At 60.4% G+C, this 11,900-nt stretch carries 14 protein-coding genes; 11 read left to right on the top strand and 3 right to left on the bottom strand.

What is annotated here, in order from left to right; all coding sequences use genetic code 11:
- Positions 1-27 precede the first annotated feature (27 nt).
- The 4 genes from IPL79_07675 (at position 28) to IPL79_07660 (ending at position 2,984) form a co-directional block, all read left to right on the top strand.
- The gene (locus tag IPL79_07675; GenBank protein MBK9070861.1) at positions 28-1,152 is read left to right on the top strand and encodes a hypothetical protein; all 1,125 of its coding nucleotides are present in this window, start codon (positions 28-30) and stop codon (positions 1,150-1,152) included.
- Positions 1,153-1,363: 211 nt separating this feature from the next.
- A complete protein-coding gene (locus tag IPL79_07670; GenBank protein MBK9070860.1) occupies positions 1,364-2,227 on the top strand; it encodes a hypothetical protein in 864 nt (287 codons plus the stop codon).
- A gap of 86 nt (positions 2,228-2,313) precedes the next feature.
- The gene (locus tag IPL79_07665; GenBank protein ID MBK9070859.1) at positions 2,314-2,787 is read left to right on the top strand and encodes a hypothetical protein; all 474 of its coding nucleotides are present in this window, start codon (positions 2,314-2,316) and stop codon (positions 2,785-2,787) included.
- Positions 2,784-2,984, top strand: a complete 201-nt coding sequence (locus tag IPL79_07660; GenBank protein ID MBK9070858.1) for a hypothetical protein — start codon at positions 2,784-2,786, stop codon at positions 2,982-2,984. The genes IPL79_07665 and IPL79_07660 overlap by 4 nt, the downstream gene beginning before the upstream one ends.
- A 27-nt stretch (positions 2,985-3,011) precedes the next feature.
- Here the strand turns inward: IPL79_07660 and IPL79_07655 are convergent, their stop codons facing one another.
- From IPL79_07655 to IPL79_07645, 3 genes are all read right to left on the bottom strand, one after another.
- A complete protein-coding gene (locus tag IPL79_07655; GenBank protein ID MBK9070857.1) occupies positions 3,012-3,803 on the bottom strand; it encodes a trypsin-like serine protease in 792 nt (263 codons plus the stop codon).
- 19 nt (positions 3,804-3,822) lie between these two features.
- The gene (locus IPL79_07650) at positions 3,823-4,482 is read right to left on the bottom strand and encodes a hypothetical protein (GenBank protein ID MBK9070856.1); all 660 of its coding nucleotides are present in this window, start codon (positions 4,480-4,482) and stop codon (positions 3,823-3,825) included.
- A gap of 295 nt (positions 4,483-4,777) precedes the next feature.
- Entirely contained in the window at positions 4,778-4,978 is a 201-nt protein-coding gene (locus tag IPL79_07645) for a hypothetical protein (protein ID MBK9070855.1), read from the bottom strand.
- Between the two features lie 328 nt (positions 4,979-5,306).
- Between IPL79_07645 and rpoN the strand changes: the two genes are divergently transcribed.
- The 7 genes from rpoN (at position 5,307) to ptsP (ending at position 11,899) form a co-directional block, all read left to right on the top strand.
- On the top strand, positions 5,307-6,788 hold the full coding sequence (gene rpoN / locus IPL79_07640) for an RNA polymerase factor sigma-54 (GenBank protein ID MBK9070854.1): 1,482 nt from the start codon (positions 5,307-5,309) through the stop codon (positions 6,786-6,788).
- Positions 6,789-7,079: 291 nt separating this feature from the next.
- Entirely contained in the window at positions 7,080-7,418 is a 339-nt protein-coding gene (raiA, locus tag IPL79_07635; GenBank protein MBK9070853.1) for a ribosome-associated translation inhibitor RaiA, read from the top strand.
- Positions 7,419-7,508: 90 nt separating this feature from the next.
- Positions 7,509-7,970 carry a PTS sugar transporter subunit IIA gene (locus tag IPL79_07630; protein ID MBK9070852.1) on the top strand — a complete coding sequence of 154 codons (462 nt, stop codon included), beginning with the start codon at positions 7,509-7,511 and terminating at the stop codon, positions 7,968-7,970.
- 7 nt (positions 7,971-7,977) lie between these two features.
- Complete coding sequence (gene hprK, locus IPL79_07625) at positions 7,978-8,940, top strand: HPr(Ser) kinase/phosphatase (protein ID MBK9070851.1); 963 nt, start codon at positions 7,978-7,980, stop codon at positions 8,938-8,940.
- Positions 8,941-8,942: 2 nt separating this feature from the next.
- Complete coding sequence (gene rapZ / locus IPL79_07620; GenBank protein ID MBK9070850.1) at positions 8,943-9,782, top strand: RNase adapter RapZ; 840 nt, start codon at positions 8,943-8,945, stop codon at positions 9,780-9,782.
- Positions 9,783-9,800: 18 nt separating this feature from the next.
- Positions 9,801-10,139, top strand: coding sequence for an HPr family phosphocarrier protein (locus tag IPL79_07615; protein MBK9070849.1), 339 nt, complete (start codon positions 9,801-9,803; stop codon positions 10,137-10,139).
- Entirely contained in the window at positions 10,136-11,899 is a 1,764-nt protein-coding gene (gene ptsP / locus IPL79_07610) for a phosphoenolpyruvate--protein phosphotransferase (GenBank protein ID MBK9070848.1), read from the top strand. The genes IPL79_07615 and ptsP overlap by 4 nt, the downstream gene beginning before the upstream one ends.
- Position 11,900: the final 1 nt, after the last annotated feature.

The raw sequence follows: 11,900 nt of genomic DNA, 5'->3' as shown, positions 1-11,900 counted from the left end.
CCACCCGGCGATGGTGTCATGCGTCGCATGGGTCTGCATTTGGCTAGGTGGCTTAGCTGGTTCCTGGCATTCTTGATGGTCGGCCTTGCTCCTCTTGCGCGACTTGGCGCCGAGCCGCCCAGTGAGGTGCCGGTGCAGCTATTCGTCACCTCCGAGCGTCCGCTCATTCAGCGCGCGGATGATGGCAGTTGGGAGGTGACGCTGGGCCGTGTTTTCCCTGGCGCTCAAGTAACATTGATCAAGCGCGATGGCGCGAGGTCGGTGGTGAGCACGGATATGTTTATGACCAGGGTCCGTGGCGCAAATGGGACCAGCATGGTTCCGCTACAGATTTGGATCGATACCGAGGCCCTACGTGCGGTGCCCGTGGCGCTGGCGCCTTATCAATTCCCACCAGGGCGAGCGGTGCTGCACCCAAAGCGGGACGTAAGAGCGCACGCCTACGGAGAAGGCGGCATAGATGTATCATGCGGTCCGGCGGTCATCGTCGAACGAAAAGACCACGAGGTAAGGCTAACGTCGTACCAGCGCGGCTTCGAAATTTCCGGATGGACCAGCGACATCGAACGCGTATTTGGTGACCCCATGGGATGCTATCCACAACACGATCAAGAGTCGGTGCCTTCCATCGGCCGCGGCGAACAGAGTCAGGCGTTACGTCCGGTCGTGCTCGTCCCCATGCGCAAGTTACTTAAGAAACCAATTTGGTGGCTCGTTGAATCCCACATGAGCCAGGCTGGCAAGCCACAATTTGTCTGCGAGAAGTACGGGTTAACCGACAATGTGCTCGCTAGCAGTGATGCATTTGGTGAGAAGGTCTACGCGTACGGCGTCAGTGGCCTCGACGATATCGATAGCTCAAGCTTTACTCTCTGGGGCCCCAATAATTTTGGCAGTGCCATGACGTTTAGTCCCGTCGGCTTCGAAGCGACCAAGATCTACTTTGGAGCTGAGACGCCACAGGTGACGTTATGTAGGAAAAACGAAACGTGCTCGCGTCAGCACGTCGAGTTCAACCCATCAACCTCTCACGTTTGGTTTCGCGCGCAGGCGACGTGTCGCCAGGCGGCGCGTGCCGCAATGCGAGCCGTAGAAGCAGCAGGGCCGAGGGAACTCCGGGCACTAAAGGTATCAATACCTTTGCAAGACTAGCCCTGGTTTGGCGCCTTGCCGACTTTTGCCATGGCATAAGGCGTGAAGCCCTCGGCAGCAAAAAACGTCTCCGTTAAACTGCCCCTGGCACGGGTCCTTAGCCAGCCTGACGAACCAAGAGTTACGTGCAACGGCAGTGACTTGTTTAGCGAAATGGGCAAGGGTGGGCGCTAGGATGCGCGGCGAACAGAGCAAGGAGGCTCACTGGGTCGTGAGGGTCGGTTTCGCGCTGATCGCGCTTGGCGGGTGTAGCTATCGCCGTGCCGTAAAAATTGAGGCGCCGGTCGCCGAGGCTCAAAGGCTCGTCGTGGAGGAGAGTAAGGCGCGCGGCTACTACGCGGGCGTGAAGGGGAACAAGGTCGCTATTCGCGGCGTCAGCAAATACAATCCGGGCTACCGCGTCGAGTTCGAGGCCGAGGTGACGCCCACCGAGGGTGGATCGTATGTAGAGTTGTCTTCCGGGCCTCCCGACAACCATACCCATAACGTGTTTCCCGACCATCCGGAGCGCTCGTATAGCGATTGGATAGGATTTGACCTAGTCGTTGGCGATCGGCCGGCGACGTTGGCGCCTTACTTTCAATACACTGCCGGGCCCGAGCTGCACGGTTCGGGCACAGACCACGGCGCTACGTTTGGCGGCTTCCTCGCCTTTCGCGTCATGGCGCGCGGCGCCGCGACGAGCAACATCTCCCAGCGCAGGCTTGCTTGGGTCAACGTGGGCGCCGACTGCGATGTGACCGAATCAGATTGTCGGGCGTGGCTTGGGCTTACGTATGGCCATCATCGCTGGATGAAGCTCGCCAGCCACACCATCAAGACGAGCCCGGTCTTCCACTATCAGTTGGCGTTTGCGATGGCGCCCTGGCGCTCCTCAAATAGAGCATCCCTCATCCTAGTTGCACCCGCGTCGACGTTTGGGTTGGTTTCTGAAGTGAGTTGGAATTTATCTGGCACACGCGACACGACCTGGGCCTTGGGGTTTCGCATCCCGCTGCCGTTTTCGCTCGGCGGCGGTGGCGGTGGTCGCGGCGGGGGCGCGTTTGGAAATGGCCCAGGCTTTTTGAGCCGCTGATCCGCAGGTTAAATACAATTGTAACGCGATATGCGTGCCCGCATCGCAGCGACGCCATCGACGCCGAAAATGCGCTATCATGACGCGTGTTTGCCAAGCAGTTATTCGACGCGCTAGCCGCGGCTGACGTCCGCTACTGCGTCGTCGGCGGCGTTGCCGTGAACCTGCATGGCATCCCGCGAATGACCTATGATATCGACATCATGGTCGAGATGTCGGCCACCAATCTCGCGGCCTGCGCCGCGGCCATGAAGACGCTCGGGTTGATGTCGCGCCTGCCGATTCGTTTGGAGGATGCGGCTGATGCCTCGACCGCAACAGCGTGGGAGGATGAGCGCAACCTAATCGCCGCTACCTTTGTTGACCCAGCAAACCCGCTGCGCGAAGTCGATGTGCTCACAGCGCCATCGCTGGACCCAAGTGGCGTCGTGGCGCGCGCCACCGCGCTTGCCGGGGGGATTTATGTTGCAACCATTCCCGATCTTATTAGACTTAAAGAGCGGGCAGGTCGCCGGCAAGATCTTGCCGATATCGCCCATCTCAAACGGCTGCTACCATGACGACCAAACCAACTCACGAAAAGGCCGATGACTTGCCAGGCTTCACCTATGAAGTATCGGCCGAGCAAATGGCGCGCTTTGCGACGGCCACCATAGAGCAGCGCCTGCAATGGTTAGAAGACATGAAGCAGTGGTCGTGGGACAATGCCAGCGCAGAGGCCCGTGCGTCCTGGGCGGCGCTGCGGGCTAGGAAATAGGCTCAAAAGGCCCGTCGCAAAATTTCGCTACTTTGTCCGCGCGGCCAGCAATGCCACGGTTTCATCAATCCACGGTCGCCAGCTCGGGATCGAGACGGCATGGGTCGAGGTACAACCGGCATACACATACGAAATGATGCCTACTTGAACGGTCTTGCCTTCTTCCTCCCTCAGCAAGGCGCCTCCGGAATCGCCTTGGCATCCGTCGGTGATACCGGGCGCGGACGGCTCGATGTGAATCACATGCTCATCCACGCTCTCAACGATGACCGCTTTCTGGCGCTTGATGCCGGCATCTAGGCCGCCTGCCGAGGTGATGCCATAGCCCACGATTTCGACCGTGTCCTTTGGTTGGGGATTGCCCACGGCGAGGGGCATCACGGCAATGTCACTCAGGGGTGCGTCGAGCTCAAGTACCATAACGTCGAATTGGAAATTTGGAATTGTCTCTACGTCGGGCACATAACTTGGGTGCATTTCTGAGTCGACGACGCTGCGAGTGAAACGCGTGCCGTCCGCTGACTCAACGACAAAGGAACCAGCCGCTCGATAGCAATGCGCCGCGCTCAGCACATATGACGGCGCGATGAGCACGGCGGAGCATTCGCTAAATAGCGAGGTGAGTTGCCCGACGGCGGGATGGGCTTTGGTCGGTGCGCCGCCATTTTTGTTGTCGCCTTGATCGTCAGCTAACGACGTCTCATCGAGGTCCATGAAACACCCAGTTAATGCCGCGGCGACGAAAATGAGCGCGCTTGACGCACCGGCCAACGCCGCAGTTCGGTTAAGCAAGCGCGGCGACAGCATCGGTCCCTTCACTTCCTTTTCGCCAATTGGCCTATTTGATCGTTGACAGCATGGTCTCGGCGACGGTCGCGAGCTCTTGTCGTGCCGGTGATTGCTTCAGGCTGGCGACGAGCTTCTCAAGCGCGGGTTTAATCGAGCTCGCGGGATAGAGGTGCAGGTTAGACTTCATGCCCGTTATTTTTCCGTCGGCAGACACCGTCGCCGTGAGGAAGGCGCCTTTGGCGGTTAGTTGGTACTGCGTGTCGCCGTGGTCATGTTTCGTCACGGTCAGCATCACGCTGCGGCCGAGCGGCTTCACCAGCTTACGGCGCGTCGAGGTGCCGTTGACGCTGCCAGGTTCGCTCGAGCTCTTAATCTCGTGGGTTAAGGTCTGTCCATTGGCTTTTGTGTATGTCACATCAAGCTCCGTGAGCCGGCCTCGGAGCGACCAGCGCTTTGACTCTTTCTTGGTCACCGTCGCACCCGTCGACGTCTCAATGGAGGTCAATAAGTTGATCCCCGGAATCACCGCTTCGTACAAAGAGACCTTGCCACTATCGATTGTGCGCGTGGCGAAGCCTTGATCGCCGCCACCAAACAAATCTTTTAGGATCCCCTTGATTGGTGAAACGCCAACTGGAGGTTGGAAGGTTGTGGTTGTTTTTTTGCCATCACCGGCAGTTGTTATGCTCGTGCGCTCTTTGCGACCCATGACCTTGGTGCGGGTCTCTACCCTGTAAGGCTGCGAGCTAAGCGAAACATCCAAGAACTTTGAAGAGTTCTTTTGCGCTCTTGTTCTCACCGCCTTGGCGGGGCCGTTGGCATGCGCCGCTTGGAGGACACCGTCGGCCGCGCTGGCATACAGCCCAAACACGACTAGCAGATGGAGCTTCATTTTGTGGCGCATGGCGCCTAATGGAGCAAATCTCGTGCCGGTGCGGGGCGCGCTCAACTAGCTGGAAACTCGAACTACCGGTTGTCCAGCCTGGCGACAAATGGCCCCTCCTTTAAGGGGTCTCGTTGAAGGTCCACGCTGCATCACTGGTGACAGGCAGGCGGAGGGTGGCACGACCGACCTCGTGGCCCGACGTTGTTTTGAAGTCGATGACAAGCGCGCCTTCGTTTTCGTACAAGCTCGAATCGATGTCGGTTGGCTCAGGCGAGGATGGTTTGGGTGAAACCGCGCAGTTGCCAGACGGCGTAAACACGGCGTACTGGGTATGCGTTACGACCCCATCATGTGGTGCAAGCCGAGGGCACCGCAACTGTCGTGCGCCACTATATAAATCGCGCGTGCCCGGCTCCGTGTACGTTGCGTCGCCTACGAAACCGATCGGCTAGATGATTGGGATTGTTCGAAACGAGGTCGAAAAAAATTCCCCGCGCCAACGTAGGTGTAGCGCAATGTCACACATCGTTTTGAGCCGGCTTGAGCAATGAGCTGACGCTCCCACCTTTACAGTCGCTATTGGCGCCACCTAAACTGGTATTACCCTTGCATAGCGGCAGCGCTCGCAGGGCATCGAGGGAGTTGGCATGGGTTTAGAACTGCGGCAAGAACTGAGGCTCTCGCAACAGCTGGTGATGACACCGCAGCTACAGCAGGCTATTCGCCTGCTGCAATTGTCGCGCGCCGAAATGGCCGACATGTTGCAAGACGAGCTGCTCGAAAACCCAATCCTCTCTGACGACTTTGACGATGAAAACACGCGCGCACGCGACGCGGACGGGCTCGCCGAGGGCTCGCTTGAGCACGTCGAGCGCGCCGGCAACACCGAAACGCCGATGGAGGCCGACTCCGGCGCGACGCTAGAGGTAAAGGGTGACGCGACGGCCGTCAATGAAGTCGACTGGGAGTCATATCTCGACGACTACCAAAGCGGGCCTTCATCGGGTCCGGGGATTCGCTTTGACTCCGACGAGATGCCTTCGCTGGAGGCAACGCTTACCAAGCCGCCGTCGCTGTATGACCATCTCGCCTGGCAGCTCAAGATGTCGCCGCTAAGCGACGCCGAAAAAGAGCTAGGCGTCGCGATCATCGGCAATATCGACGGCGACGGCTACTTCAAAGATCCACCGCTGCATGAGCTCGCGAGCGAGCATGGCATCGACCTCGATACCGCCGAAAAGGTGCTCGAGACGTTGCAGACGTTTGAGCCGGTTGGCGTAGCCGCGCGCAGTTTGGCGGAGTGCCTGCTGATCCAAGCCATCCACATCGGCCAAGATGACGAGATCGTCGTCAAGATGATCAAGTCGCACATGGGCAACCTTGAGCGCAAGAACTACCCGGCCATTGCCAGGGACCTCAAGCAACCGCTCGATGAAATCTACGAGGCCGCCAAAGTGATCTTGGAGTTCAACCCGCGGCCAGGGCGCGAATATTCAAGCGATGATACCCACTACGTCACGCCGGATGTCTACATCCACAAGGTGGGCGATAAATACTTTGTTGTGCCCAATGACGACGGCTTGCCCAAGCTGAAGATCTCCGGCTTTTACAAGGCCGCGCTGGGCAACACGCAGGCGTCGAAGGACTACGTCGCCGACCGGCTTCGCGCCGCGCAATGGCTCATTCGCTCGATTCAGCAGCGCCAGCGCACCATCGTCCGCGTCGCCGAGGCAATTCTAAAATTTCAGCGCGAGTTTTTCGAGCACGGTGTCACGCACCTCAAGCCCCTCATCTTGCGCGACATCGCCGATGACATCGGCATGCACGAATCAACCGTGTCGCGGGTGACCACCAACAAATATGTGCACACGCCGCAGGGGATCTTCGAGCTCAAATTCTTCTTCAGCTCGGGCATCGCGCGTACCAACGGCGAAGACGTCGCGGCCGCCGCGGTCAAGAATAAGCTCTCACATCTCATCGAAGGCGAAGATCCTAAGAAGCCGCACTCGGACCAGAAGCTGGTCGAGCTGCTTAAAAAGGCCGGCATCGACATCGCGCGCCGGACGGTGGCCAAATACCGCGAACAGCTCGGCAAACCGTCGTCATCGCAGCGCAAGCGCGTTTTCTAGCGCGGGGAAGGGCTGTAGTTTACTACCCGGGCGCGCAATTGCCAGCGACCTAGTAAAATTTGACGTGCGCCATTGTCGCACGTCGTGACGCGGTGCCCCGTTGCATTTCTAGCCAGTTAAACCGCGCTGCCCGGGGTGCGACAAAGGTCGCCGACTTAAATTGTAACTGATAGCGACTTTTAGGTAGTGACACCCATCTCAAGGCGCTACGCTGAAGTTACGCACGGCGTGTTACGACAGCGAAACATTTTGCTCGGCGCACGTCGTCGCACCAAACCAATGGAGGACCGTATGCAATTTTCCGTTACGTTTCGTCACATGAACTCCACCGAAGCGCTAAAAACCTACGCGCGGGAACGCATGGACCGCGTGCGCAAGTATCTGCCAGACCCGATCGGCTGCCATGTCGTGCTGAGTACCGAGCGCCATCTGCACCGCGTTGATGTCACCTTTACGATGCACAACGGCGACGCCATCAGCGCCAACGAGGTTACCGAAAATATGTATTCGGCGATTGATCTCGTCATTGCCAAGGTCGAACGCCAGGTTCGCACCAAGAAAGGCAAGCAGCAGGAGCATCGAACCCGCGGCACCATACCCGCCGACGGCCCAACGCCTCAGGTCGCTTAGCGCGACCCGCTCCGGCGCCCGCGTTTTTTGCCGGATTTTAGGTGACCGCAGGGCTATGCCCCGATCGTTCGATGGTAGCGTTCGGGCGGCATGAAAATTGTCGACCTCATACGCCGCGACACGATCGTGCCCGCGCTTGCCTCCGTGACAAAACCGGAGATCCTGCGCGAGCTTGCGCGTTGCGTGGCGAAGGTGGCGCCGACCGTCGATGAGGAGACGCTTTGGCGGGTCTTGTCGGAGCGCGAGCAGCTCGGTTCGACCGCGATCGGCGACGGCGTGGCGATCCCGCACGGCAAGCTGCGCAATGTCCACGACGTCGTCGCCTGCCTCGGGCGCGCGCCGGCAGGCGTCGACTTTGATTCGGTCGACGGGCAGCCGACCTATCTTTTTTTCGTGCTCATCGCCCCCGAAACGTCGACGACGGCCCATCTAAAGGCCGTGGCGCGGATTAGCCGCGTCTTTAAAGACGAGGCGTTTCGCCTGCGCCTGCGCCACGCGCCGGATGCCGCCGCCATGTATCAGGTGATCGCCGAAGAGGATGCCAAGCACTAAAGGGCCCATGGATCGCAGCATCGCCGTTGAACGCCTTCTCGCCACCGACGTAGAACTCGGCCTGCAAGTCGTCGCGGGTACCGGGGGCTTGGGTCGGCAGATCTCGGCGCCGCGGATCCAAAAGCCCGGCCTTGCGCTGACCGGCTGGCCCGAGCAATTGCATGACGCGCGCGTGCTCATCATCGGCGGCACCGAAATTGAGTATATGGCCGCCCAGGCCGACGAGGCCCGCGAGCGCGGCATCGAGACGATTCTCGCCAGCCAGCCCGCCTGCGTCGTGGTGTGCCGCGGGCTGGTGCCACCGGCTCAGCTGCAAGTCGCTTGCGAACGCAACGAGGTGCCGCTGCTCGTGTCTGCGCTTGCCACCGCCGATTTCATCGCGCGCGTTTCGTGGTGGCTGCAAGACGAGATGGCGGTGCAGAGCGCGATCCACGGCGTGCTGGTGGACGTCCTGGGGCTCGGCGTCTTGCTGCTTGGCAAGAGCGGCATCGGCAAAAGCGAAACCGCGCTGGATCTGGTGATGCGCGGCCACCGGCTCGTCGCCGACGATGTGGTGGCGCTGCGACAAAAAGGCGCCGTCGTGATTGGCGCGGGCGCGCCGCTTATTCGCCACCACATGGAGATCCGCGGCATCGGCATCATCAACATCAAGGACTTGTTTGGCGTCAACGCGGTCCGCGAAAACAAAAAAATCGAGCTCGTGGTCGAACTCGTCGAGTGGGACGATCAGGAAGATTACGAGCGCCTCGGCGTCGATGTCACCTACCTCGATTTATTGACCGTGCAAATTCCAAGCTTGCGCCTGCCGGTACGACCAGGCCGCAACATGGCCAGCATCATCGAGGTGGCCGCGCGCAACCAATTGCTCAAGATGGTTCACCACGATTCAGCCAAGATTTTTCACGATAAACTGCGCAACGCCCTGCATGCCGTCAGCGGCGACCACGTCGATATCGATGCCGCGGAATAGCCATGCAGGTCGTCATCGTCACCGGACTATCAGGCGCAGGCAAGAGCACGGCGTTGCGCGCGCTGGAGGACACCGAGTTCTATTGCGTCGATAACATCCCGCTGCCACTCGTCGATGCCTTGGTCGAGCGCCTCGCCAACGAAGGCGAGTTCGCCAAGCTCGCCGTAGCCATTGATGGCCGCCAGCGGCGACACCTGCCAGAGTGGGAGCTGGCGCTCGGGCGCTTGCGGGCCCAAGGCCATCGGCTCGAGGTAATGTTTCTCGAGGCGAGCGAAGAGGCGTTGCTCCGCCGCTTCTCCGAAACCAGGCGCCGTCATCCGCTCTCGGGCGAGGACTTGCCACACGGCGTGCGCCTTGATCGCGAGCTGCTTGCGCCGCTGCGCGATCAGGCGATCGTGGTCGACACAAGCAATCTCAACGCGCACCAGCTCAAGGCGATTATTCAGGATCATTTTGGCGGTGATGGCAAGCTGGCGGTCACCTTCGTCTCGTTTGGCTTCAAGCACGGCTTGCCGGTGGATTTCAATTTGGTCTTTGACGTCCGCTTTCTCCCCAATCCCTTTTTTGAGCCAACGCTTACCGAAAAAGACGGCCGCGATCGCGAGGTGGCGGACTATGTGCTCGGCTCGGAGGCTGGCGCCGAGCTGGTCGACCACATCGAGCGCCTGCTGCGGTTTTCGTTGCCGCAATTTCAGCGCGAGGGCAAGCTCTACGTCACCACCGCCATCGGCTGCACCGGTGGTCGCCACCGGTCGGTGGCGATTGTCGAGGAATTGCGCCGCCGCCTAGGCGGTCAATGGGATATCCTGCTGCGGCATCGCGACATTGATCGAGGGGCATGAGGGCGCGAAGGAAACACTATGGGCAAGGCAAATGGGGATATCGAACAGGGTGCGGGGCAGGCGGAAGCCGACGTGGACGCGGATGGCTCCGTCAAGCGAACCATGCGCATCGTCAATGAGCTAGGCCTGCATGCGCGCGCGGCCACCAAGTTCGTCCAGCTTGCGAGCAAGCACCCCTGTGACGTTTGGGTGGGTAAGGACGGCAATGAGGTCAACGGCAAGAGCATCATGGGCGTGCTCATGCTGGTCGCCGCCAAGGATACGTCGATCACCGTCCGCGCGCGCGGGCCGCAAGCGCGCGAGGTGGTTGAGGCCTTGGCGCAACTCGTCGCCGATCGCTTTGGCGAGGACAAATGAGCACGCGCGACGAATCTCGCCACGAAATCCGCCGCGAGGGCGTCGCGGTTTCATCCGGCATCGGGATTGGTCGCGCCTATTTGGTCGGGCGAGATACGCTCAACACGCCGAAGCATCACATCAGCGACGACGAGTGCGAAGATGAGGTGGCGCGGCTGCGGCGCGCGATCGCGACCGCGGATAAGCAGCTCGCGACCATCAAGAAGAAGCTAGCCTCCGAGAACGACTACCACATCATCTCCGCGCATCAGCTTATGCTGCACGATGAGCACTTGGCCGACGCCGCAGAGTCGTTTATCCGCACCGACAAGATTTGCGCCGAATGGGCGTTGCGGCGCGCCGCCGACGCGGTGCGCGTGGTCTTTGAGGCGATCGAAGACGAGTATTTTCGTGAGCGCAAGAGCGACATAGATTTTGTCTGCGAGCGCGTGCTGCGCGTCTTGCTCGGGCGCGACGTCGGCCCGATCAATCCCAACCCTGACGCCGTGGTGGTGGCCTATGACCTATCGCCGGCGGACACGGCGCAGCTGCACAAATCGGCGATCGCGGGGCTCTTGACCGACGCCGGCGGGCGCACCTCGCATACTGCGATCATCGCGCGGGCGCACGAAATTCCCGCCGTCGTTGGCCTCGAAGATGCGAGCGAACTCATCGAAACCGATGATCTGATCATCGTCGACGGCACCAGCGGCGTGGTGATCATCAATCCTACGCCGGCCACGGTTTCGGTGTATCGCGAGCTGCAACGCAAGGAGGCGGCCGACGACGCCGCGCTGCTTTCCAATCGCACGCTGCCAGCCACCACGAAGGACGGCGTGGCGGTGAATCTGTTTGCCAACATTGATGGCCCCGACGAGGTCGACGCCTCGTTGGCCTATGGCGCGCGCGGGGTTGGCCTGACCCGCACCGAATATCTTTTTATGACCGCCGGGTCGATGCCAAGCGAAGAAGATCACTATCAGTCGGCGGCAGATATCATCGCTCGCATGGGCGGCCTGCCGGTGACCTTGCGTACCTTTGACCTTGGGTCGGACAAGCTGTCGCGGTTTCTCGACGCCTCGCTGGAGGAGGCCAACCCCGCGCTTGGGCTGCGTTCGATTCGCATGTGTCTATCTGACATGGGCATGCCCGAATTTCGCAAGCAGTTGCGCGGCCTGTTGCGCGCCACCAGCCACGGCAACACGCGCCTGATGTTTCCCATGATTTCTGGGGTCGAAGAGTTGCGGGCCGCCAAAGCGGTGCTCGCGAGCGTTAAGGCCGAGCTCGCGGCTGAAGGCATAGCGTTTGATCCCGCGGTCAAGGTGGGCATCATGGTTGAGATGCCCGCCGCGGTCTTGGTTGCCGATCAGCTAGCGCGCGAGTGCGATTTTTTCTCGATCGGCACCAACGATCTGATTCAGTACACCATGGCCGTCGATCGCGTGAACGAGCTGGTGTCGTATCTATACGAGCCGCTGCATCCCGCGATCCTGCGCCTAATTAAGATGACCGCCGACGCCGCGCGCGCTGGCGGCATACCGGTTACGCTGTGCGGCGAAATGGCAGGCGATCCCATGCTGGCGCCGGTCTTGCTGGGGCTGGGCCTTACCGACCTTTCGATGAGCGGCGTCGCCATTCCGGAGGTCAAGAGCATCGTGCGCCAGCTTGCGATGCGCGACTTAAGGGCGCTGGGCGACCGCGTGCTTGGGTTGGCCTCGGCCGTGGATGTGCGTCAAGCGGTGGTCGATGAGCTAGCGCGGCTCGGCGTCCAGTGGAGCTAGC

This window comes from Myxococcales bacterium, assembly GCA_016716835.1.
Taxonomy (GTDB): domain Bacteria; phylum Myxococcota_A; class Polyangia; order Haliangiales; family Haliangiaceae; genus JADJUW01.
The sequence above is the reverse complement of the archived record's forward strand: the minus strand, read 5'-3'. Positions and strand labels throughout refer to the sequence as shown.

What these genes read in the sequence shown, in the direction of transcription:
- hprK (MBK9070851.1), top strand. Translation starts at nt 7,978, where the DNA reads ATGGATCGCAGCATCGCCGTTGAACGCCTTCTCGCCACCGACGTAGAA.
- IPL79_07630 (MBK9070852.1), top strand. Translation starts at nt 7,509, where the DNA reads ATGAAAATTGTCGACCTCATACGCCGCGACACGATCGTGCCCGCGCTT.
- IPL79_07615 (MBK9070849.1), top strand. Translation starts at nt 9,801, where the DNA reads ATGGGCAAGGCAAATGGGGATATCGAACAGGGTGCGGGGCAGGCGGAA.
- rpoN (MBK9070854.1), top strand. Translation starts at nt 5,307, where the DNA reads ATGGGTTTAGAACTGCGGCAAGAACTGAGGCTCTCGCAACAGCTGGTG.
- raiA (MBK9070853.1), top strand. Translation starts at nt 7,080, where the DNA reads ATGCAATTTTCCGTTACGTTTCGTCACATGAACTCCACCGAAGCGCTA.
- IPL79_07660 (MBK9070858.1), top strand. Translation starts at nt 2,784, where the DNA reads ATGACGACCAAACCAACTCACGAAAAGGCCGATGACTTGCCAGGCTTC.
- IPL79_07675 (MBK9070861.1), top strand. Translation starts at nt 28, where the DNA reads ATGGGTCTGCATTTGGCTAGGTGGCTTAGCTGGTTCCTGGCATTCTTG.
- ptsP (MBK9070848.1), top strand. Translation starts at nt 10,136, where the DNA reads ATGAGCACGCGCGACGAATCTCGCCACGAAATCCGCCGCGAGGGCGTC.
- rapZ (MBK9070850.1), top strand. Translation starts at nt 8,943, where the DNA reads ATGCAGGTCGTCATCGTCACCGGACTATCAGGCGCAGGCAAGAGCACG.
- IPL79_07650 (MBK9070856.1), bottom strand. Translation starts at nt 4,482, where the DNA reads ATGGGTCGCAAAGAGCGCACGAGCATAACAACTGCCGGTGATGGCAAA.